Origin of the sequence: Paraplanobispora takensis (assembly GCF_016863195.1) — a bacterium.
Taxonomy (GTDB): domain Bacteria; phylum Actinomycetota; class Actinomycetes; order Streptosporangiales; family Streptosporangiaceae; genus Planobispora; species Planobispora takensis.
Genome location: NZ_BOOK01000074.1, coordinates 14,798 through 36,195 on the forward strand (window position 1 = coordinate 14,798; position 21,398 = coordinate 36,195).

A 21,398-nucleotide genomic window follows, 5' to 3' on the forward strand; every position below is an offset into this window, starting at 1 on the left:
ACAGGTAACGCACAGGATGGGAAAGGGGCGCTCACAGCCTCGTCGCCGACGATCGGGACATGACGATGACGAACGCGGAGGCGCGCGGGCAGCTGCGCCGGCCGGACGGCGGCCCGTTGCGGGTGCTGGTGGTGGACGACGAGCCCACCCTGGCGGAGCTGCTGGCGATGGCGCTGCGCTACGAGGGCTGGGAGGTGCGCAGCGCCGGTGACGGGCTGGGCGCCGTCCGGAGCGCTCGTGACTTCCGCCCCGACGCCGTCGTGCTCGACATGATGCTGCCCGACATCGACGGCCTGGAGGTGCTGCGCCGCCTGCGCGCCGAGGCGCCGGACGTGCCGGTGCTGTTCCTGACCGCCAAGGACTCGGTGGAGGACCGGATCACCGGCCTGACCGCGGGCGGCGACGACTACGTGACCAAGCCGTTCAGCCTGGAGGAGGTGGTGGCGCGCCTGCGGGGGCTGATGCGCCGTTCCGCGCGCTCGGAGGTGCGCTCCGACTCCCAGCTCGTCGTCGGGGACCTGGTCCTGGACGAGGACAGCCGCGAGGTCCGCCGGGGCGACGGCCTCATCAGCCTGACCGCCACCGAGTTCGAACTGCTCCGCTTCCTGATGCGCAACCCGCGCCGGGTGCTCAGCAAGGCGCAGATCCTGGACCGGGTGTGGAACTACGACTTCGGCGGCCAGGCGAACGTGGTCGAGCTGTACATCTCGTACCTGCGCAAGAAGATCGACGCGGGCCGCACGCCGATGATCCACACGATGCGCGGCGCCGGTTACGTCCTGAAGCCCGGTGACTGAGCCGCGCCCGGAGGCCGGGACCGCAAAGGCGGACGGGACGCCCGCCCGCGGGCCCCGGCCGCGCCGGTGGCGGGGCTGGGCGGGCCGGTCGCTGCGGGCCCGCCTGGTCGCGGCGATGCTCGCCCTGCTGGCCCTGGGGTTCCTGGTCGTGGGCGTGACCACCGAGGTGACGCTGTCCAGGACGCTGTACGGCCGCATCGACGACCAGCTGGCGGCGGCCGCGGTCCGGGCCCCGCGCACTTTCCAGGACCAGACTCCGCGCGAGACGGCGCAGGACGATCCCGGCGCCTCCGGCTGCGCCCAGCCGCGGGGCCGCGGTTTCCCGCAGGGGCAGGTCATCGGCACCCTGGTGGCGCGCGTCTGCGGCGGGCAGGTCGTCGACGCCGCCGTGCTGGTGGAGCAGGGGCAGACGCAGCCGCAGGTCGGCGGCGCGCACGCGACGCTGGCGACGGTGCCGGTGGACGCCGCGCCGCGCACCTACGACCTCGGCGAACTGGGCGACTACCGCGTGGTCGCGCGCCGCATGCCCGACGGCGCGGTGCTGGTCACCGGGCTGCCGCTGGCCGAGACGACGGAGACGCTGTACCTCGTGGCCGGCGTCGTGGCCGGGGTGACGGTGCTGGTGCTGCTGGTGGCGGGCTACGCCGGGGTGGTGATCGTCCGGCGGACGCTGCGGCCGCTGTCGCGGGTGGCGGCCACCGCCACCCGGGTCTCGCAGCTGACCCTGCACCGCGGCGAGGTGGAGCTGCCGCAGCGGGTCGCCGAACAGGACGCCGACGTGCGCACCGAGGCCGGCCAGGTCGGCGCGGCGCTGAACCGGATGCTGGACCACGTCGGCGACGCGCTGGCCGCGCGTCAGGCCAGCGAGATGCGGGTGCGCCGGTTCGTCGCCGATGCCAGCCACGAGCTGCGCACGCCGCTGGCGGCGATCTGCGGCTACGCCGAGCTGAGCCGGCGCAGCCGCCAGCCCGTGTCGCCCGAGGTGGAGCACGTGCTGCGCCGGGTGGAGTCCGAGGCGCAGCGGATGACGACCCTGGTCGAGGACATGCTGCTGCTGGCCCGCCTGGACGCCGGGCGTCCGCTGGCCTGCGAGCCCGTCGACCTGAGCATGCTGACGGTCGACGCGGTCAGCGACGCGCACGCCGCCGGGCCCGGCCACGACTGGCGCCTGGACCTGCCGGAGGAGCCGATCACGGTCGTCGGCGACCCGGCGCGGCTGCAGCAGGTGCTGGTCAACCTGCTGGCCAACGCGCGCAGCCACACCCCCGAGGGCACCGTCGTCACCGTCGGCGTGGGCACCGACGGGCGGAACGCCGTCCTGCAGGTCACCGACACCGGCCCGGGGATCCCGGCCGGGCTGCTGCCGCACGTCTTCGAGCGCTTCGCCCGCGGCGACACCTCCCGCTCCCGGGCGGCCGGCAGCACGGGCCTGGGACTGGCGATCGTGCACGCGGTGGTCGCGGCGCACGGCGGGAGCGTGGAGGCCGACAGCGTGCCGGGCCGTACCGGGTTCACCGTACGGTTGCCGCTGACCGGCGAGGAGCCGCAGCCGTTCCCGGGCCCGGGCCCGTCATCGGACGCGGACCCCGGACAGGGCCCGCACGCCCCCTGACGGCCCGCTCGCCGTACGGTCCCTCCGGTGGCCGGGCGCGGGACTCCGCGGGACTCCGCGGGACTCACAGCCGGCGCACAGCGACGGCACAAGATCCGGACAGGCCGGCGGCCGACAGTTCTCGGGTACGCACAGACGAAAGGACGCACCCGTGACACCCTCCCCACGGCCGACGGTGGAAGTCCCCGCACTCCAGGGGGATCCGGCGCCCCCGACGGCGCCGGCGGATCGGCCCTCGCCGGGCGGCGGCGCCCGTTCCCGCGCCGGCCGGTGGCTGCGGGGCCGGGCCGGCGACCCCGCCTGGGTGCATCCCGCTCTGCTGGCGCTGCTGGCGGCCACCGCGGTGCTCTATCTCTGGGGCCTGGGCGCCTCCGGGTGGGCGAACGCGTTCTACTCGGCGGCGGCGCAGGCCGGGTCGGAGAACTGGACGGCGTTCTTCTTCGGCTCCTCCGACGCGGCCAACTCGATCACCGTGGACAAGACGCCGGCGTCGTTGTGGGTGATGGCGCTGTCGGCGCGGCTGTTCGGCGTCAGCTCCTGGAGCATCCTGGTGCCGCAGGCGCTCATGGGCGTGGCCGCCGTCGGGCTGCTGTTCGCGACCGTGCGGCGCTGGTACGGCCCGGCGGCGGGCCTGATCGCCGGTGCGGCGATGGCGCTGACGCCGGTGGCGGTGCTGATGTTCCGCTTCAACAACCCCGACGCGCTGCTGGTGCTGCTCATGGTCGCCGGCGCGTACGCGATCGTGCGGGCCGTGGAGAGCGGCGCCACCAGGTGGCTGGTGTGGGCCGGGGTCTTCGTCGGCGCGGGCTTCCTGACCAAGATGCTCCAGGCGCTGCTGGTGGTCCCGGCGTTCGCGCTGGTCTATCTGGTGGCCGGGCCGCCCGGGCTGGGCAGGCGGATCGGGCAGCTGCTGGCGGCCGGCGCCGCGCTGGTCGCCTCGGCCGGCTGGTACATCGCCGTCGTCGAGCTGGTCCCCGCCTCGATGCGCCCCTACATCGGCGGCTCCCAGAACAACAGCCTGCTTGAGCTGACCCTGGGCTACAACGGCCTGGGCCGGTTGAACGGCGAGGAGGTCGGCAGCGTCGGGGGCGGCGCGGGCGGCGGCTGGGGCGAGACCGGCCTGCTGCGGATGTTCGACAGCGCGCAGGGCGGTCAGATCGCCTGGTTGCTGCCCGCCGCGCTCGTGCTGCTGGCCGCCGGTCTGGTCGTCACCGCCCGGTCGGCGCGCACCGACCGCACCCGCGCCGGTTTCCTGCTGTGGGGCGGCTGGCTGCTGACCACCGCCGCGGTGTTCAGCTTCATGGCGGGCATCTTCCACGCCTACTACACCGTCGCCCTGGCCCCGGCCGTCGGCGCACTGGTCGGGATGGGCGCGGTGACGATGTGGCGGCTGCGCCGTACCGTGCCGGCCGCGCTGGTCCTGGCCGGCGCGACCGCGCTGACGGCCTGGTGGTCGTTCACGCTGCTGGGCCGCAGCGCCGACTTCCTGCCCTGGCTGCGCTGGGCGGTGCTGGCAGGTGGTCTGCTGGCCGGTGGTCTGCTGGCCGCCGCGGCGCTGCCGGCCTTCCGGCGGCTGCCGCTGCGGGCGGCGACGGCGGCGGCCGGGCTGGCCCTGGCGGTGGTGCTGGCCGGGCCGGCGGCCTACGCCGTCGAGACCGCGGCCACCCCGCACAGCGGCTCCATCCCGTCGGCGGGCCCGGCCGGTGCGGGCGGCTTCGGCGGTCCCGGCGGGCGCGGCGGCACGGGCGGTATGCGAGGTCAGCGGCCGGGCGGCATGCCACCCGGCGCCGTACGGCAGGGCACGGCCCCGGGCGTCCCGGGCGCGATGCCCGGCGGACGCCGGGCGGGTGGCATGGGCGGCGCGGGCGGGCTGATCAACGGCTCCACCGCCGGCGCGGAGATGGTCGCGCTGCTGCAGGACGGCGCCGACGCCTACACCTGGGTGGCGGCGGCGGTCGGGTCGCAGAACGCCTCGGGCTACCAGCTGGCCACCGGCAGGCCGGTCATGGCCGTGGGCGGCTTCAACGGCAGCGACCCCTCCCCGACCCTGGCCCGGTTCCAGCAGTACGTGGCCGCCGGGGAGATCCACTACTTCATCGGCGGCGGGGGCGGCATGGGCATGCGCAGCAACGGCGGCAGCGATGCCAGTTCACAGATCGCCGAGTGGGTCGCCGCGACCTTCCCCGCGAGCACGGTCGGCGGCGTCACCGTCTACGACCTGACGGCCTCCTCCGGCGCGTCCTCCGCCCCGGCCACCTGACCCCGAGCCGGTCACCTCGCCGTACGGCGGTCCTGCCCACCCGGAGGGCCGCCGTACGGCGCTCGCAGGCGTGCACGGCCGATGTCATTCCCCCGGCACAGGCCTTTCACAGGGAACGCACAGTCCCGCCCGGCTCAATGGAAGCAGTCGTTGAACTCCGGATGAAGGAACCGCAACCGTGAACCAGCTGGTCGCCGTCGCCGCCGATCTCGTCGCCATCGCCGTGCTCACCTTCGGCGTCTATTTCCCCCGTCATCACCGCCGTGACCTGGTGGTCGCGTTCCTGGGGGTGAACATCGGCGTGCTGGCGGTCTCGACGGTGCTCGGCTCCTCGAGTGTGGGGGCGGGACTGGGGCTCGGCCTGTTCGGTGTGCTGTCGATCATCAGGCTGCGGTCCGACGAGATCGCCCAGCACGAGGTGGCCTACTACTTCGCCGCGCTCGCCCTCGGCCTGCTGGCCGGGCTGAGCGGGTCGCTGAGCCCGCTGACCGGCGGCCTGATGCTGATGATGATCGCCGCGCTCTTCGTCGGGGACCACCCCCGCCTGTTCCGCCGCTACCGCCAGCAGAGCATCCACCTGGACGTCGCCCACACCGACGAGGACGCGCTGCGCTCGCACCTGGAGATGCTGCTGGGCGGACGGGTCGTCAACCTGACGATCAAGCACGTCGACCTGGTCAACGACACCACGCTGGCCGAGGTCCGCTATCTCGCCGACCGGCGCCCCGTGCGCCGCGAGGTCGCCGGGCGCGAGCGGGCGGTGACGGCCGCGTGATCGCCGCGACCTCCCAGCTCGGCCTGCTGCCCCCCATCGCGCTCGACGAGCTGGTGGACCGGGCCTCGCTGCTGACCCGGCTGGACCGCAAGTACATCCTGCCGGCGACCGACCTGCAGGCCGTCCTGGGCGGTCTGCCCGGCGACGTACGGGCGCTGGAGATCGACCGGCGCCGAGTGTTCGCCTACCGGTCGCTGTACTTCGACACCCCCGGCCTGGACAGCTACCTGGCCGCCGCGCACCGGCGCCGCCGCCGCTTCAAGATCAGGATCCGCAGCTATCTCGACTCCGGCACGCACTTCGCCGAGGTCAAGACCCCCGGGCGGCGCGGCACGACCGTCAAGCAGCGCATCCCGCACACCGGCGGCCCGCACCTGGGGCCCGAGGCCCGGGCGCACGCCGACGCGGTGCTCGCCGACGCCTCGATCCCCGGCGACGGGCTGCGCTTCGGCCACGTGCTGACCACGCTCTACAGCCGGGCCACGCTGTTCGTCCCCTCCACCGGCAGCCGGGTGACCGTCGACACCGACCTCACCTGGGCCCTGCCCGACGGGAGCGCGATCCGGATCCCGGACCGGGTCATCGTCGAGACGAAATCCGCCCGGACCACCTCGGAGGTCGACCGGCTGCTCTGGTCGCTGGGGCACCGTCCCTGCCCGGTGTCGAAGTACGCCACCGGACTGGCCGCCCTCCGCCCCGACCTGCCCGCCAACCGCTGGCGGCCCGTACTGCGGCGCCACTTCCCGACCCTCGCCATGGAGAACCGCTGATGAGAATCCGCAAGAAGCTGACCGCCGCCGTCACCTCGGCCGTGCTGGCCGCCGCCGTACTCACCGGATGCGGCGCCGAGGCCGGCACCACGACGGGCACCGGCACGACGGGCACCGCCTCCTCCACCGTCACCGCGAGCGCGGCCACCGCGAGCGCCGCGCAGAGCGCCGCGGACGTGCTGGCCGCCAACGAGGCCGTCCACGCCACCGGCGACGCCGCGGCGTACGACGCGTCCGCGGTCGTGGACGTCACGCTGAAGGGCGGCTCGGCGAGTGCCTCCGGCGACGGGGTCACGGTCGAGGGCTCCACGGTGACCATCACCGCCGGCGGCGTCTACCGGTTCTCCGGCACCCTGTCCGACGGCCAGGTCGTGGTCACCGCGCCCGACGCCACCGTCCGGCTGATCCTCGACGGCGCCGACGTCTCCAGCTCCTCCACCGCGGCGATCGCCGCCACCGAGGTCGGCGAGCTCATCGTCATCCTGGCCGACGGCAGCCGGAACACCCTCGCCGACGCCGGTTCCTACGCCGACGACGCCGACGTCAACGCCGCGCTCTTCAGCGCCGGCGACCTGACCGTCACCGGCGCCGGGTCGCTGGAGGTCCGAGGCAACGGCAACGACGCGATCGCCGCCAAGGACGGCCTGGTCGTCCAGTCCGGCACCGTCACGGTCACCCGGGCCGCCGACGACGGCATCCGGGGCAAGGACTACGTCGTCGTCGACGGCGGAACCGTCACCGTCACCTCCGGCGGCGACGGCATCAAGGCCGACAACGCCGAGGACGCCGACTCCGGGTACGTGTCGGTCACCGGCGGCGCGGTCACGGTCACCGCCGGGGGTGACGGCGTCGACGCCGCCACCGACCTGGTCGTCACCGGCGGCACGCTCGAGGCCACCTCCGGCGGCGGCAGCGGCGTCACCCCCGGCGAGGAGACCTCGGTCAAGGGCCTCAAGACGGGAGTGGTCACCGTGCTGGAGGGCGGCACCGTCGAGGTGAACGCCTCCGACGACGCCGTGCACAGCGACGGCGCCGTGCGCCTCGGCGGGGCGGAGATCACCGCCGCCAGCGGTGGCGACGGCGTCCACGCCGAAGGCGCCCTGGTGATCGACGGCGGCACCGTCGAGGTCACCCGGTCGGAGGAGGGACTGGAGGGCACCGACATCGTGCTGAACGCCGGGGACGTGACCGTCACCGCCACCGACGACGGGCTCAACGCGGCCGGCGGCTCGACCGGGGAGACCCGGCAGCAGGGCGGCGGGCCCGGCGGGCCCGGCGGGGGCGGGGGCGGCGGTGAGAGCGTGGGCGACTACACCGCCACCGTCACCGGCGGCACCCTGGTCGTCAACGCCGGCGGCGACGGCTTCGACTCCAACGGCACCGCCGCGATCTCCGGCGGCACGGTCGTGGTCAACGGGCCCACCGAGAGCATGAACGGGGCGCTGGACGTCAACGGGAGCTTCCAGATCAGCGGCGGCGTCCTGATGGCCGCCGGCAGCGCGGGCATGGCCGTCGCCCCGGACGCCGAGTCCCCCCAGGGATGGCTGTCCGCGACTCTCGACGCGGCCGTCGAGGCGGGCACCACCGTGCAGGTCGCCGATTCCGGCGGCAAGGTCGTGGCCACCTACGTCACCTCCGGCAGGGTGCAGAACCTCGTCTTCTCCTCGGCGGACATCACCTCCGGCCAGGAGTACACCGTCCACACCGGCGGTACCGCCTCCGGGACGAACCTGGGCGGCCTGGCCGCCTCCGGCGAGCTCGGCTCGGCGACCCAGGTCGCGACCGCGACGGCCGGCGAGGCCCCGGCCGGCGGCCACGGCTTCGGCCGCCGGCCGTAGGCCGCCGCCGTACGGGCCCCCGGAGACGACGCGACCGGCTGTACACGAGGGAAGGGCACCGCCCGATCCCCCGGTCCGGGCCGCAGGGCCGCCGGAAACGACGGGACCGGCCGTACGTGGGCGTACGGCCGGTCCCCTCTGCGGTGCCGGAGCCGGTCAGGCGTTGACGGCCTTGGCGATCTCGCTGAGCCGGGTGGCCTGGTCCTGCAGCTTCGCCGCGGCGGCGAGCACGGTCTCGGCCGTGCGGGCCGCGGACTGGCCGGAGTCGGCGACCGCGGCCATCCCGCGGGACATCTCCACGCTGGTGGCGCTCTGCTCCTCCACCGCGGCGGCGATCAGGGTCTGCTGCTCGGCGACGGCGTCGATGAGCCCGACGATGCCGGAGATGCCCTCGGCGGCCTGGACGCTCTCGGCCTGGATGCCGTCGATCATGTCGGTGATCTGCGCGGTGGCCACCGCCGTACGGGCGGCCAGGTCCTTGACCTCGCTGGCCACGACCGCGAAGCCCTTGCCCATCTCGCCGGCGCGGGCCGACTCGATGGTGGCGTTCAGGGCCAGGAGCTTGGTCTGCTCGGCGATCTCGGTGATCAGCTTGGTGATGCTGCCGATCTGCCGGCTGGACTCCTGCAGCTGCTCCATCCGGCGGGTGGCGTCACGGGCGGTGTCGGCTGCCGTCGTGGTGCTGGAGGCGGCGCTGCTGACTCCGCGGGAGATCTCCTGGATGCTCTCGGTCAGCTCCGAGGAGCTGTGGGAGACGGTCTCGGCCTGGCCGGCGCTGGCACCGGCGGTGCTCACCATCTCCTGGCCGGCCTGGGTGAGGGCCGCACCGGCCGCGGCCAGCTCCTGGCTCAGCTCCCGCACGGCCCTGTCGGTCCTGACCCGCACCGTCGCGTCGGACCAGGTCAGGATGTACCCGCCGGGGATCCGGTCGTAGGTGGCCGATCCGTAGACGGTGTCACCGTTGAACGGCAACTCCGAGATCGTGCTGAGCGGGAAGGACGTGGCCCGGCGCAGGTCGGCCTTGAGCTTGTCGCTCAGCATCACCAGCGCCTCGAAGCCGTAGGAGGCCGCCGTCTCCTGCAGAAGGCGGTCGGCCGCCTGATTGCGGTAGGCGACCTCGCCGGCCTCGTCGACGATCAACAGGACCGCGGGGGCCTTGTCCAGCGCCGTCAGCAACGCCTGGTGGGTCTGCACCAGCGGGTGGACGTCGGCACCCGCCCGCCGTGACCGCAGCCATTTCATGATCTTCAGCTCCTTCAGTCGTCCTCTACGGAAAATCGGCAGCGCCGGGCCGAAGCTGAGAGCCCCGGCCCGGCGCTGGGCGACTTCGCCGGCCGGTCAGGCGATGCCCGCCGCCGAGCACGCCTCGGCGTAGGCGCCGGCGCACAGCGCGCCGGGGGTGACGTAACCGTCCTTGACGACGGTCTCCTTGATGGTGTCCTTGGTGACGGTGACCGGGTCCAGCAGCAGGGACGGCACGGCGCCGGCGCCGTTGTCCACCGTGCTGTCCATCTCCGGCTTCTTACCGCTGAGCAGGTCGAAGGCCAGCTCGGCGGTCTTCTCCGCCTCCAGGCGCACCGCCTTGTAGACGGTCATGTGCTGCCGTCCGACGAGGATGCGCTGCAGGGCGGCGATCTCGGCGTCCTGGCCGGTGACCGGGACGGCCGGCAGGCCCGCGGCGCGCATGGCGGCGATCGCGCCGCCCGCCGTGCCGTCGTTGGCCGCGTAGACGCCCACCAGGTCGCGCCCGTTCAGGGACTTCAGCGTGCGGGCGGTCCAGGCCTTGGCGTTCTCGGGGTTCCACTCGGGGGTGTCGAACTCCGCGGCGATGCCGACCTTGCCGTCCAGCGTCTCGTGCGCGCCCTTCTTGAACAGGGTGGCGTTGTTGTCGGTCGGCGAGCCGTTGATCCACAGGATCTCGCCGGAGCCGGCCTTGTCCCCCAGCGCGGCCAGCAGCGCCTCGGCCTGCAGGCGTCCCACCTTGGCGTTGTCGAAGGAGACGTAGTAGTCGACGGGCGTGCCCAGGACCAGGCGGTCGTAGGAGATGACCGGCACGTCCTTGCTGCGGGCCCGCTCGACGATCGCCGCGGCCGCGGCGCTGTCGACCGGGGTCAGCACGAGCACCTCGGCCCCCTCCTCCAGGGCCTCCTCGGCCTGGGAGAGCTGCTCGTCGGCGTCCTGCGCGGCGTTGCGGTAGTCGATGACGCAGGCGGGGCAGAGCTTCTTGAGCCGCTGGGAGAAGTAGGGCGCGTCCGCCGCGTCGTAGCGGCTGGCGTTGCGCTCGGGCAGCAGCAGGGCCACCCGCTGCCCGGTGGCGGCCGCGGCCTTGTCCGCGCCGCTCTCGTCGGATCCCGGCAGGATGCCGCACCCGGCCAGTACGGTGCCCGCGATCGCCACGGCCATCGCCGCGGCCGCACGTCGGTACTTGCGCATTGTTCGTCGTCTCCGTTCGGAGGGCTGCTCGCCAGCCGGGTCAGTAGGTGAAGCGGGATACCAGCGTGCGCATCCGCGCGGCCATCCCCGCCAGCTCGCCGACGGCCTCGGCGGTGCTGGTCACGCCCTGGCCGGTCATGTCGGTGGCGTCGGCGACGCCGTTGATGTTGGCGGCGATGCCGCTGGAGCCGGTGGCGGCCTCGGCGACGCTGCGGCTCATCGTCCGGGTGGTCGCGGCCTGCTCCTCGACGGCGGCGGCCACGGTCTCCTGGTACTCGCTGATCTGCGCGATCACCTCGGTGATCTCGCTGATCGCGCCGACCGCGGCGTCGGTGTCGGCCTGGATGGCCTGCACCCGGCGGCCGATGTCCTCGGTCGCCTTGGCGGTCTCCTGGGCCAGGTCCTTGACCTCCTGGGCGACCACGGCGAAGCCCTTGCCGAACTCGCCGGCGCGGGCGGCCTCGATGGTGGCGTTCAGGGCCAGCAGGTTGGTCTGCTGGGCGATGGAGGTGATGGCCTTGACCACGTCGCCGATCTCGGCGCTGGAGGTGCCGAGCTTGCCGATGGTCTCGTTCGCCGAGGAGGCGACGCTCACCGCACGGGCGGCCACCTGGGCGGCCTCGCTCGTGTTGCGGGAGATCTCCTGGATGGAGGCGCCCATCTCCTCGGCGCCGGCGGCGACCGCCGCCACGTGCGAGCTGACGTCGTTGGCGGCTCCGGCGACCCCCTCGGCCCGGCCGGAGGCGTCCTTGGCGCTGGCCCCCATCTGGGAGCTGATCGCCGCGAGCTCCTCGGCGGCGGCGGCCAGGGACTCGGAGTTCTCACCCAGGGCCCGTACGGCGTCGCGGGTGCTGGCGGTGGCGACCGTCAGGGCCTCGGCCATCTCGCCCACCTCGTCGCGCTGCACGGCCTCGACCTTGGCGGTGAGGTCACCGGCGGCCAGGGCCTGCAGCACGTCGTGCACCTGGCGGATCGGCCGCACGATCAGGCCGGAGATGTAGCGGCTGAGCGCGAGCGCGACGAGCAGGCCGGCCACGAGCGCGGTGAGCATGAGGTTGCGCGCGGTGTCGTAGGCCGAGTGCGCCGAGGCCGCGGCGGAGGCGCCGCTGGTCTGCTCGTAGCGCAGCAGCTCCTGCAGGGCGGTCATGGCGTTGTTGCTGGTGATCTGCCCGTCGCCCAGGTAGGCCTGCTGGAAGGCGGCGCCGTCGCCGGACTCGGCGAGCGGGAGCAGGCGGTGCTCCAGGATGTTGCGGTAGGCCGACCACCAGATCTCGAACCGGTCGACCATCTCGCGCTTGGCGTTCTCGTCCACGGAGGCGCGGTAGGTCTTCAGGGCCTGGTCGAGCTGCTCGCCGGCCTCGTCGATCCCCTCGCGGAAGGACGCGCGGGCGACCTCGCCGTCGGACAGGGCCAGGTTGGCGATGCCGTTCTGCACGCGCAGCGCGGCGGAGTTGATCGTGGCGAGCTGGGCCGAGGGCTCCAGGTTGCCGCGGTAGATGTCCTCGACCCGCTGGTCGACGCTGCCGAGCCCCGACAGGCCGACCGCGACCACGACCGCCGCCACGGAGCATCCCAGCGCCACCAGCAGCAGCAGCTTGCGGGAGATCGGCATGTTGGCCACGGCGCGCAGGACCGGCCTGCGCCGCGGTGAGTTCGCGGCCGGAACGGCGTCTCGCCGGATCGTGATGCCTGACGCCTCGTTCATCGGCGCGTTTTCCCTTCAATCTGGCCGCCGACAGACGCGCGGCAGCCACTTCATCGGGCGGGGGAGGCGCGAGTTGAGGGTTTTCCCCGCCGAGCTCGCACCCGGGCGGCAACTGTTTTCCCGCCCGGAACGCAACCGGCGGGACGTACGGCCGGGCGCCGGGCAGGCGGATGGGAACGCGCCCCGCCGGGGTCAGGCGGCGGCGGAGGAGGGGCCGGGGACCTCGGCGGCCTGCTCGCGCAGACGGTTGTCGCGCAGCGCGCTGACCCGCATGTCCAGGTCGACCGTGCTCCCCCGGGCGTCGGTGACGGTCCGGCTGAGCTCCATCCCGTCCTCCAGCGGTCCTTCGATCAGCGGCCTGCCGAGGGCCTCCGTGATCGGCAGCCCGACCAGCCGGGCGGCGGCGGGGTTGACGTCCAGGATGCGGCCGGAGGAGTCGATCGACATGACCACGTCGCTGATTATCGGAAACCTCCGAGGAAACCCCCGCCTTCAGGCGGGGGAGGAATCGGACTCCTGCGGAGCAGGGCAGGGGCAGGCGATTCGCCGTCAGGCGAACCGCCGCATCGAACAATCGCACGATCCTTAACCGATCACGCAGTACAATGTGAGGCATGGCGCAGATCGTGAAGCGGGCCTACAAGTACCGCTTCCACCCGACCCCCGAGCAGGCATCCGAGCTTGCCCGGACGTTCGGCTGCGTCCGCCTCGTCTACAACAAGGCCCTCGAAGAGCGCACCCGCGCCTACACGCTGGAAGGCCGCCGGGTTTCCTACGTGGAGACCTCGGCACGCCTGACGAAGTGGAAGCGCAGCGGCGACCTCGACTTCCTGTCGGAGGTGTCGTCGGTCCCGTTGCAGCAGGCGTTGCGCCACCTTCAGGCGGCGTTCGCCAACTTCTTCGCCAAGCGCGCGAAGTACCCGACGTTCAAGTCCCGCAAGAAGTCCCGGGCCAGCGCCGAGTACACCCGCAGCGCGTTCCGCTGGCGCGACGGGCGGCTCACCCTGGCGAAGATGGATCAACCGCTGGACATCGTCTGGTCGCGCCCCCTGCCCGACGGGGCGCAGCCGTCCACGGTGACGGTGTCGAAGGACGCGGCCGGGCGCTGGTTCGTGTCCCTCCTGGTGGAGGAGACGATCCGCCCGCTCGATCCCATAGAGCAGTCGGTGGGGGTGGACGCCGGGATCACGTCCCTGCTCACCCTGTCGACCGGCGAGAAGATCGTCAACCCGAAGCACGAGCGGGCCGACCGGCGCAGGCTGGCCAGGGCCCAGCGGAACCTCGCCCGCAAGGCGAAGGGTTCGAGTAACCGGGCCAAGGCGCGGGTGAAGGTCGCCCGCGCCCACGCCCGGATCACCGACCGCCGCCGCGACTTCCTGCACAAACTCACCACACGGCTCGTTCGCGAGAACCAAGTGATCGCCGTGGAGGACCTGACCGTCCGCAACCTGGTCAAGAACCACTCGCTGGCCCGCGCGATCTCTGATGCCTCCTGGCGGGAACTCCGGACGATGCTGGAGTACAAGGCCGCCTGGTACGGGCGCACCGTGGCGGCAGTGGACCGCTGGTTTCCGTCCTCCAAGCTGTGCTCGGCCTGCGGCGCGTTGCGGGGGACGATGCCGCTGGGCGTCCGGACCTGGCAGTGCGCCTGCGGCGCACTGCACGATCGCGACGTCAACGCCGCGAAGAACATCCTCGCCGCCGGGCTGGCGGAGAGGTAAAACGCCTGTGGAGCCGGTGTAAGACCTCAACGAGAGTCCTCTCGGGAAGGCGACCGGCGGTGAAGCAGGAAGACCGACCGGCGACGGTTGGAATCCCCCTTCAGGAGGGGGAGGAGGTCAAGTCGAAGAGCTGGGAGCGGTTCACCGGCACCAGTTCGTGCAGCGACAGCCGCACCAGGGCCCAGAAGGTCAGGACCGAGGTGAGGCAGAACCCGAGCGGGGCCAGGGCGAGCAGCGGGGCCGGAACGCTCATCCCGATCGCCCCCATCAGGACGATGACCCCCGAGACGGTCCCGGGCATCTCACTGAGCAGGACGAACGCGTACAGGCGGCGCTGGGCGCGCGGGCCGGTCAGCCACGCGCGGGCCATCCGCACCGTGCCGAAGGCCACCAGGGCGTATCCGTAGGCGGTGTGCGCCCAGAACAGCGGGCCGAAGCGGACCAGGAACCCCTGCGGGCCGCCCGCCTCGGCGGAGGTGACGACCAGGTGACGGTGCACGCCGAGACGGCCGCCACCGCGCCGACCGCGGGCGTGACGTGCCGGCGACGCCAGCCGACGACCGTCACGACACCCGAGACGATCGCCGGAAGCATGAAGAACAGAGACGACAGTCCTGTGCTCATCCCTCACGCCCTTCCCGGCCGGTCCCTCGCGCGCCGGATCGGATCCCCTCATCGGCGTGATCGCGGATCGACCTGAGGATTCCCGCTAAACCGCGCGGGGTTCCAGCCGATCGGAGGCGCGGGACCACTATGGCCGCTTCCGCGGAACCGGGTTCCCCGTGATCCCTTCCATAAGGTCAGGAGTCTCCCGGCGATGTCCGCGATCCCCATTCCCCGCAGGCGCGGCCGCATCCGCGCCGCCCTCATCCTCGGGACCCGCCCGGAGGCGATCAAGCTCGCCCCGGTCCTGCGCGCGATGAGCGCCTCTCCGTTCTTCGAGCCCGCGGTCATCTCGACCGGGCAGCACCGGGAGATGCTCGACCAGATGCTGCAGCGGCTGCAGATGGACAGCAGCCGCGACCTCGCCGTCATGCGCGAGCGCCAGCAGCTGTCGGGGCTGACCGCCCGCCTGATCAGCGGCCTGGGCGAGGCCGTACGGGCCGACGCCCCGGACGTGGTGGTCGTCCAGGGCGACACGACCACGGCGCTGATGGGCGCGCTGGCGGCCTTCTACGAGGGCGTGCCCGTCGCGCACGTGGAGGCGGGCCTGCGCACCGGCGTCATCGGCAACCCCTTCCCCGAGGAGCTCAACCGCCGCCTGGTGGCCCCCATGGTGCGCTGGCACTTCGCGCCCACCGAGGGGTCGGCCGCGAACCTGCGCGGCGAGGGCGTCGAGCCCGGGCAGATCCAGGTCACCGGCAACACCGTGATCGACAACCTGCTGTGGGTCCTGGGCCGTCGTGAGGGCCGGGCGGCCTTCACCACCTCCCACCGGCGGGTGCTGGTCACCCTGCACCGGCGTGAGAACCAGGGCGACACCATGCAGGGCATCGCCAAGGCGCTGGGCGAGCTGGCCGCGCGGCCCGACGTCGAGATCGTCCTGCCGCTGCACAAGAGCCCCGCCGTGCGCGACGCGCTGCTGCCCGTCCTGGACGGCAACCCCCGCGTCCGGCTCGTCGAGCCGCTCGACTACTTCGACTTCGCCGCCACGCTCGACGCCTCCGACCTGGTCCTGACCGACTCCGGCGGGGTCCAGGAGGAGGCGCCCACGCTGGGCAAGCCGGTGCTGGTGCTGCGCACCACCACCGAGCGGCCCGAGGCCGTGGACGCCGGCGTCGCCCTGCTGGTGGGCACCGAGCCGGGCGAGATCGTCACCGCGGCCACCCGCCTGCTCGACGACCGCGTCGCGTACGAGCGGATGGCCACCGCGGTCAACCCCTTCGGCGACGGGCGGGCGGCCGAGCGCATCGTGCGCCGCCTGGCGCTCGACCTGGCCGGCCGTACCGAGTCCGGTGAGGGCGACCTGGCCGTCGCCTGACCCCGGCTCGGAAGGAGCCGCGGCGCGCCCCCGAGGCGTCGCGGCTCCTTCGGCATGTCTTTTTCGTCTCGCATCCGAAAAACCTCATACGGCCGCCGCGGGGGCCGATTGGGGAGGTCGCCAGGACGGCGTGCGTTGGTCAAGGAGTGGACCGGCCGAAGCGTTCCAGCCAGAAGCGGAGGGGGCACCCCGTTGCCTAAAGGCCTGAGCCAGCTGGCGGTCCCGATCGGCGTCGTCATGATCGTTGTGATGATGGTCATCCCGGTGCCGACGATCGTCCTCGACATGCTCATCGCCGCCAACATCACGATCGCCCTGGTCGTGGTCATGGTCAGCATGAACGTGAAGCGGCCGCTGGAGTTCTCCTCCTTCCCCGCCCTCCTGCTCGTCCTGACGCTGTTCCGGCTGGCGCTCAACATCAGCGCGACCCGCCTGGTGCTGCTCGACGGATTCGCCGGAAAGGTCATCGAGGCCTTCGGCCACTTCGTCGTCGGCGGCTCCCTCATCGTCGGAATCGTGATCTTCACGATCCTGGTCATCATCCAGTTCGTCGTCATCACCAAGGGCGCCGAGCGCGTGGCCGAGGTCGGCGCGCGCTTCACCCTCGACGCCATGCCCGGCAAGCAGATGGCCATCGACGCCGACCTGAACGCCGGTCTCATCGACGAGGCCGAGGCCCGCAAGCGCCGCCACGAGGTCACCGCCGAGGCCGACTTCTACGGCTCGATGGACGGTGGCTCGAAGTTCGTCAAGGGCGACGCCATCGCCGCCATCATCATCACCGTCATCAACCTCCTCGGCGGCTTCGCCGTCGGCGTCCTGCAGAAGGGCATGCCGGCCGGCGAGGCGATCCAGACCTACAGCCTGCTGAGCATCGGTGACGGCCTGGTCTCCCAGATCCCGGCGCTGCTGCTGTCGGTCGCCACCGGCCTCATGGTGGCCCGCGCCAGCGGCGAGGGCGACATGGGCAGCAGCGTGATCGGCCAGCTCGGCGCGCAGAAGCGCGCGCTGCAGGTCGGCGGCGGCGCCGCACTGGCCCTGGTCCTCATCCCGGGGCTGCCCAAGCTCCCCTTCCTCATCATCGGCGGCCTGATCCTGTTCCTGGCCCAGCGCGTCCCCTCCGCCCCCGAGGAGAAGGAGGAGGAGACCCAGGCCGTGGCCGCGGGCCCGGCGCCGGACTCGCCCGAGTCGCTCATGGGAGAGATCCGGGTCGACCCGCTGGAGCTGGCCCTGGCCCCCGACCTCATCGACCTGGTCGACGCCGCCGGCGGCGACCTGCTCGACCGGGTGCGCTCGCTCCGCCGCAAGATCGCGCTGGAGACCGGCATCATCATGCCGCCGGTGCACACCCGCGACGACCTCGACCTCCCGCTGTCCACCTACGTCGTGCGCATCAACGGCGTGGAGGTCGCCCGCGGCCAGGCCCCGCCCGGCACCGTGCTGGCCATCGGCGACGGGCTGGACAGCCTGCCCGGCCGGGCCGGTCTGGAGCCGGTGTTCGGCCTGGAGGGCAAGTGGGTCCCCACCGAGCTGCGCCACCAGGCCGAGCTCACCGGCGCGACCGTGGTCGACCGGGCGTCGGTCATCATCACCCACCTGTCGGAGATGGTGCGCGCCAACGCCAGCCGCCTGCTGGGCCGCGAGGACGTCCGCGCGCTGGTGGAGGCCGTACGGCGCAGCCACCCGGTCGTCGTGGAGGAGCTCACCCCGGCGCTGCTCAGCCTGGGCCAGATCCAGACGGTGCTGCAGTCGCTGCTCGACGAGGGCGTCTCCATCCGGGACCTGGTTCGCATCTTCGAGGCCCTGTCGCTGGCCGGCAAGACCACCTCCGACCCGGACACGCTCCACGAGTCCGTCCGCAGCGCGCTGGGCCCGGCGATCGCCGCCCGGCACGCCGTACCCGAGAGCGGTCTTCCGGTCCTGACGCTGGACCCCCGGCTGGAGCACTCGCTGCTGGAGTCGCTGCGGCCCACCGACCAGGGCATTCAGCTGATCATCGACACGGCCCGCGCCGAGGCCGTGATCGGCAAGGCGACCCAGCTCGTCGAGGCCGCCGAGCAGCAGGGCATCGCCCCGGTGCTCGTCTGCTCGCCCCAGCTGCGCCTGCCCCTGCGGCGAATGCTGAAGTTCGCCGCGCCCCGCCTGCCCCTGCTGTCCTACACCGAGATCGCGGAATGCCCGTTCCGTGTGGAAACCCTGGGAGTTGTGACCGATGCCGAAGCGCTTGCTGCTTGAGGGACCCGACATCGAGGAGCTGCTGTCCCAGGTCCGCAATGAGCACGGACCGGACGTCTCCATCGTGTCGGCGGACCGCGTCCGCACCGGCGGGTTCGCCGGATTCTTCGCCCGTCAGCGCTACGAGCTGACCGTCGAGATCGCCGACCCGCCCGCCCGCCCGGCCACGCCGGAGCCCGCCCCGGCGGCCGCGCCCATCGACCCGGTGGCGGCGCTGCTGGAGCAGGCCGAGCAGCAGGAGCGGCGACTGGGCGCGACCGGCGCCCCGCAGAGCATCGCCGCCGCCTCCCGCGCCGCGGCGCAGAGCATCCCCGCCCAGGGCCAGGCCCGGGCCGAGGCCCTGCTCACCCAGGCCAAGGCCGCCGCGGCGAAGAACGCCGCCGCGAAGGCCGCGGTGAAGGCGCCCGAGGACTTCGTGGTCGAGACCGGCACGGAGAACCTGGCCTTCGCCGACATGCTGGCCGCGCTCCAGCGCGACTCCGCCGTCCCCGCCCGCACCGGCACCATGGTGGCGCGCGCCTACCAGCCCTCGGCGGTCGCCGAGGAGCAGGCCGCCGTGTCCCTGGTCGAGCAGCAGACCGCCGCCCTGGCCCTGGTCGAGGAGCAGGCCGCCGCCCTGGCGCCGCGCGCCTACCGGCCCCCGGTGGCCGAGCCGCGCACGGCCCGCGTGGAGGCGCTGATGGAGCTCGGCATGCCCGAGCACCTGGCCCGGCGGGTCACCGGCTCCGACACCTACGCCGCGATCAAGCGCGTCATGGCCGAACTGCCGCAGGCCGCGCCGGCGCCGGGCCGCCCCGGTGACGTGCTCGTCATCGTCGGCGAGACCCAGGCCGCGCTGACCCTGGCCAAGGAGGTCGCGCGCGTCCTGAACGTGGGCTCCGGGCAGATCCTGCTGGCGGCCCGCTCCACCGCGGGCACCGAGATCCACACGGCCCGGCGCCTGTCCGGCCCGGTGGCGGCCCTCCGCAAGGCCCGCAAGATCCACCGGGACGACGTCCCGTACATCGTCGTCGTGGCCTCCGCCCCCGACGAGGGCAACGGCGAGTGGGCGTGCTCGGTCGCCGACGCGCTCGGCGCGACCGCCGTGTGGGCCATCGTCGACGCCACCCGCAAGACCGCCGACACCGCGCGCCACCTGCGCACGCTCGGCAAGATCGACGCCATCGCCGTCAACTCCCTGAACGCCACCGGCGACCCGGCGAGCGTTCTCGACCTGAACATCCCCGTTTCCTATCTGGCGGACCGTCCCTGCACCCCTCAGGAGTGGGCCGGGCTGCTGTGCGAGCGACTGGAGGAGGCGCAGTCGTGACATCTGCCGGCCTGCCCGACGTCAACGCCCTGGTGGAGATCGCCCTGCCGGACGGCAGGGTCTATCCCACCCGGGTGGAGGACACCGACGGGCTCGTCCTGAAGGTCGCCGCGCCACGCGGCGCCGGTGACATCGACGTGCCGGAGCTCGGCACGGAGGTGTCGCTCCACTGGACCGGGCCCCGCGGTCTGTACACCGCGCCCGGGACGTTCACCGCCCTCGAACGCGGCCGGGTCAGCGTCTGGACCGTCGAGGCGGAGGGCACCGTGAGCTACTACAGCCGCCGCCACGCCGTACGGGTGGCCGCCGGCGAGCCGATCCGGCTGCTGGACCTCGACACCGGCGCGGAGGTCTTCCACGGCCGCTTCATCGACATCTCCGAGCGGGGCGTGCGCTGCCAGGGAGCCGCCTCGGGGCTGTTCCCCGAGCAGTCCGTGCTGGTCAAGATGGCGCTGGACAACAACCTCCTCGTGCTCGAGGGCCACGTGCTGACCGTGAGCGCGCCCGACGGGGAGGGCGTCGTCGCGGTGGTCGTCTACGACCCGCCGGACGCGCAGGGCCAGCTGGTCCGTCGTTACGTCATGAACGCCCAGATCAAGGCGAGGAAGGCGGCCTCCGACAATGCTCGTCGCTAGCCCCCCCGTGCTGCTGCTGGCGCTGGTCCTGGCCGGACCGGCCCTGTGGCACGCGTTCGTACTGGAAGACCTGGACGTCGCCTCCGCCCTGATCCGCTATCTCGTGGCGGTCGCGGTGAGCGCCCTCATGTTCGGCCTGCTGCGGCGGGTCACCGCCTCCTACGGCTCGCAGGAGGAGGACGACCCGACCGTGGTGACCGTGTCGGTCGACAGGGTGCCGTCCATGGGCGGCAGACGGGTGAGCGATCCTTCTCCCGGGCCCGGCGCCTCCGGTGCGTCCGGCACGCCCGCCGGGGAGCTCATGGGGGCGGAGAGCGTCACGCCCGCCGCCGCCCTTCCGCCCGGCGCCGCGAGCTGACGCCCGGGGTCCTTTTCCAGGTCACCGCTGAGGGCCGGCATCCGCGGCACGGGCGGTGATGGTGGGTAATCGCCTCAAATCACGGCTTCTCCTGCCGATACGGATGCCGACATCTATCTTTCGCTGCCCCAGCAGCCCTCCCGGTCCCGTACTGGAAAGGACCTGATCGTGACCGACCCCGTGACCGCATCCGCACCGCCCGTAGTGACCGTTCAGCGCAACCCGCTGCTGGGGTGGTTCGCCGACCGGCGCATCAACACCAAGATTCTGACCGCCGTGGCCGTCGTGGCCGTGATGGGCGGCGGCATCAGCGCGGTGGCGCTGAACCGCATGAGCGCGCTGAACGACGACATGAACCAGGTCAAGGAGGCCAACGTCCAGCGGCTGTCCCACCTGGTCGACACCCGCGGCTCGATGGCCGACATGTTCAACGCGACCTCCGCCCTGATGGCCGTGCAGGAGGCCGACCTCAGGGCCGGCGCCGCGCAGCAGGTGAAGGAGTTCACCGGCGAGGTTACCGCCGCGTTCGACGCCTACAAGGCCCAGCCCTCCTCCACGGCGGGCTGGAAGGACACCGTCGTCTCCTTCGATGAGGCCTGGAAGAACTACCAGGCCCTGCGCGCCGTCGTGATCTTCGGCGAGAAGTCGTCGTCCGGGATCCAGGTCGGCACCGACACCGCGGCGATCCTGAAGCAGTTCGCCGACGTGTCCGGCCAGATGAACGAGGCCATGGACCAGCTGGCGGTGATGGAGCGGCAGGACGCCGAGGCGATGACCGTCCACACCATGGAGGAGTACGAGTCCGCCCGCACCCTGATCCTGATGATGCTCGGCCTCGGCCTGCTGCTGGCCCTGGGCCTGGCCATGGTGGTCTCACGCCTGATCGTGCGCCCGCTGAGCGCGGTCTCCGGCGCCCTGGGCGCGGTCGCCGGCGGTGATCTGACCCAGAAGGTGGAGGTCGCCTCCCGT

General features: G+C 72.9%; 17 protein-coding genes and 1 pseudogene. 13 read left to right on the forward strand and 5 right to left on the reverse strand.

Annotated features, from left to right (window positions below; translation table 11 throughout):
- Positions 1–59 precede the first annotated feature (59 nt).
- The 6 genes from Pta02_RS37965 to Pta02_RS37990 all read left to right on the forward strand — a co-directional run bounded on the left by Pta02_RS37965 (position 60) and on the right by Pta02_RS37990 (position 8,052).
- Entirely contained in the window at positions 60–797 is a 738-nt protein-coding gene (locus tag Pta02_RS37965; RefSeq protein ID WP_275423653.1) for a response regulator transcription factor, read from the forward strand.
- A complete protein-coding gene (locus tag Pta02_RS37970; RefSeq protein ID WP_239131544.1) occupies positions 790–2,409 on the forward strand; it encodes a sensor histidine kinase in 1,620 nt (539 codons plus the stop codon). The genes Pta02_RS37965 and Pta02_RS37970 overlap by 8 nt, the downstream gene beginning before the upstream one ends.
- A 151-nt stretch (positions 2,410–2,560) precedes the next feature.
- Positions 2,561–4,669 (forward strand): glycosyltransferase family 39 protein, encoded by a 2,109-nt coding sequence (locus tag Pta02_RS37975; RefSeq protein ID WP_239131545.1) that lies wholly within the window; start codon positions 2,561–2,563, stop codon positions 4,667–4,669.
- A gap of 178 nt (positions 4,670–4,847) precedes the next feature.
- The gene (locus Pta02_RS37980) at positions 4,848–5,444 is read left to right on the forward strand and encodes a DUF4956 domain-containing protein (RefSeq protein WP_203879872.1); all 597 of its coding nucleotides are present in this window, start codon (positions 4,848–4,850) and stop codon (positions 5,442–5,444) included.
- Positions 5,441–6,214 carry a VTC domain-containing protein gene (locus tag Pta02_RS37985; RefSeq protein WP_203879873.1) on the forward strand — a complete coding sequence of 258 codons (774 nt, stop codon included), beginning with the start codon at positions 5,441–5,443 and terminating at the stop codon, positions 6,212–6,214. The genes Pta02_RS37980 and Pta02_RS37985 overlap by 4 nt, the downstream gene beginning before the upstream one ends.
- Positions 6,214–8,052 carry a carbohydrate-binding domain-containing protein gene (locus Pta02_RS37990; protein WP_203879874.1) on the forward strand — a complete coding sequence of 613 codons (1,839 nt, stop codon included), beginning with the start codon at positions 6,214–6,216 and terminating at the stop codon, positions 8,050–8,052. Before Pta02_RS37985 ends, Pta02_RS37990 begins: the two co-directional genes overlap by 1 nt.
- A 156-nt stretch (positions 8,053–8,208) precedes the next feature.
- Here the strand turns inward: Pta02_RS37990 and Pta02_RS37995 are convergent, their stop codons facing one another.
- The 4 genes from Pta02_RS37995 to Pta02_RS38010 all read right to left on the reverse strand — a co-directional run bounded on the left by Pta02_RS37995 (position 8,209) and on the right by Pta02_RS38010 (position 12,637).
- Positions 8,209–9,294 (reverse strand): methyl-accepting chemotaxis protein, encoded by a 1,086-nt coding sequence (locus Pta02_RS37995; RefSeq protein ID WP_203879875.1) that lies wholly within the window; start codon positions 9,292–9,294, stop codon positions 8,209–8,211.
- Positions 9,295–9,390: 96 nt separating this feature from the next.
- Positions 9,391–10,485, reverse strand: coding sequence for a sugar ABC transporter substrate-binding protein (locus Pta02_RS38000; RefSeq protein ID WP_203879876.1), 1,095 nt, complete (start codon positions 10,483–10,485; stop codon positions 9,391–9,393).
- 40 nt (positions 10,486–10,525) lie between these two features.
- Positions 10,526–12,190 (reverse strand): methyl-accepting chemotaxis protein, encoded by a 1,665-nt coding sequence (locus Pta02_RS38005; protein ID WP_203879877.1) that lies wholly within the window; start codon positions 12,188–12,190, stop codon positions 10,526–10,528.
- 192 nt (positions 12,191–12,382) lie between these two features.
- A complete protein-coding gene (locus Pta02_RS38010; RefSeq protein WP_239131546.1) occupies positions 12,383–12,637 on the reverse strand; it encodes a PAS domain-containing protein in 255 nt (84 codons plus the stop codon).
- Between the two features lie 167 nt (positions 12,638–12,804).
- On the opposite strand from Pta02_RS38010, the pseudogene Pta02_RS38015 reads away from it, so the two are divergent.
- Positions 12,805–13,997 (forward strand): annotated as a pseudogene (locus tag Pta02_RS38015) (RNA-guided endonuclease InsQ/TnpB family protein); the annotation flags it as partial.
- Between the two features lie 14 nt (positions 13,998–14,011).
- Here the strand turns inward: Pta02_RS38015 and Pta02_RS38020 are convergent.
- A complete protein-coding gene (locus Pta02_RS38020; protein WP_203879880.1) occupies positions 14,012–14,410 on the reverse strand; it encodes a histidine kinase N-terminal 7TM domain-containing protein in 399 nt (132 codons plus the stop codon).
- A 318-nt stretch (positions 14,411–14,728) separates the two neighbouring features.
- On the opposite strand from Pta02_RS38020, the gene wecB reads away from it, so the two are divergent.
- From wecB to Pta02_RS38050, 6 genes are all read left to right on the forward strand, one after another.
- Complete coding sequence (gene wecB / locus Pta02_RS38025) at positions 14,729–15,892, forward strand: non-hydrolyzing UDP-N-acetylglucosamine 2-epimerase (RefSeq protein ID WP_203879881.1); 1,164 nt, start codon at positions 14,729–14,731, stop codon at positions 15,890–15,892.
- A gap of 192 nt (positions 15,893–16,084) precedes the next feature.
- A complete protein-coding gene (flhA, locus tag Pta02_RS38030) occupies positions 16,085–18,127 on the forward strand; it encodes a flagellar biosynthesis protein FlhA (RefSeq protein ID WP_203879882.1) in 2,043 nt (680 codons plus the stop codon).
- Complete coding sequence (locus Pta02_RS38035) at positions 18,105–19,436, forward strand: hypothetical protein (protein WP_203879883.1); 1,332 nt, start codon at positions 18,105–18,107, stop codon at positions 19,434–19,436. Before flhA ends, Pta02_RS38035 begins: the two co-directional genes overlap by 23 nt.
- Positions 19,433–20,071, forward strand: coding sequence for a PilZ domain-containing protein (locus Pta02_RS38040; RefSeq protein ID WP_203879884.1), 639 nt, complete (start codon positions 19,433–19,435; stop codon positions 20,069–20,071). The genes Pta02_RS38035 and Pta02_RS38040 overlap by 4 nt, the downstream gene beginning before the upstream one ends.
- Entirely contained in the window at positions 20,058–20,429 is a 372-nt protein-coding gene (locus Pta02_RS38045) for a hypothetical protein (RefSeq protein ID WP_203879885.1), read from the forward strand. Before Pta02_RS38040 ends, Pta02_RS38045 begins: the two co-directional genes overlap by 14 nt.
- Positions 20,430–20,597: 168 nt before the next feature.
- Positions 20,598–21,398, forward strand: an 801-nt coding sequence (locus Pta02_RS38050) for an MCP four helix bundle domain-containing protein (protein WP_203879886.1), incomplete at its 3' end; no start/stop codon positions are given.

Excerpts from the sequence above, each read along its gene's own strand:
- wecB (WP_203879881.1), top strand. The coding sequence starts at position 14,729 with ATGTCCGCGATCCCCATTCCCCGCAGGCGCGGCCGCATCCGCGCCGCC.
- Pta02_RS38010 (WP_239131546.1), bottom strand. The coding sequence starts at position 12,637 with ATGTCGATCGACTCCTCCGGCCGCATCCTGGACGTCAACCCCGCCGCC.
- Pta02_RS37965 (WP_275423653.1), top strand. The coding sequence starts at position 60 with ATGACGATGACGAACGCGGAGGCGCGCGGGCAGCTGCGCCGGCCGGAC.
- Pta02_RS37995 (WP_203879875.1), bottom strand. The coding sequence starts at position 9,294 with ATGAAATGGCTGCGGTCACGGCGGGCGGGTGCCGACGTCCACCCGCTG.
- Pta02_RS38035 (WP_203879883.1), top strand. The coding sequence starts at position 18,105 with ATGCCGAAGCGCTTGCTGCTTGAGGGACCCGACATCGAGGAGCTGCTG.
- Pta02_RS38000 (WP_203879876.1), bottom strand. The coding sequence starts at position 10,485 with ATGCGCAAGTACCGACGTGCGGCCGCGGCGATGGCCGTGGCGATCGCG.
- Pta02_RS38045 (WP_203879885.1), top strand. The coding sequence starts at position 20,058 with ATGCTCGTCGCTAGCCCCCCCGTGCTGCTGCTGGCGCTGGTCCTGGCC.
- Pta02_RS37990 (WP_203879874.1), top strand. The coding sequence starts at position 6,214 with ATGAGAATCCGCAAGAAGCTGACCGCCGCCGTCACCTCGGCCGTGCTG.
- Pta02_RS38005 (WP_203879877.1), bottom strand. The coding sequence starts at position 12,190 with ATGAACGAGGCGTCAGGCATCACGATCCGGCGAGACGCCGTTCCGGCC.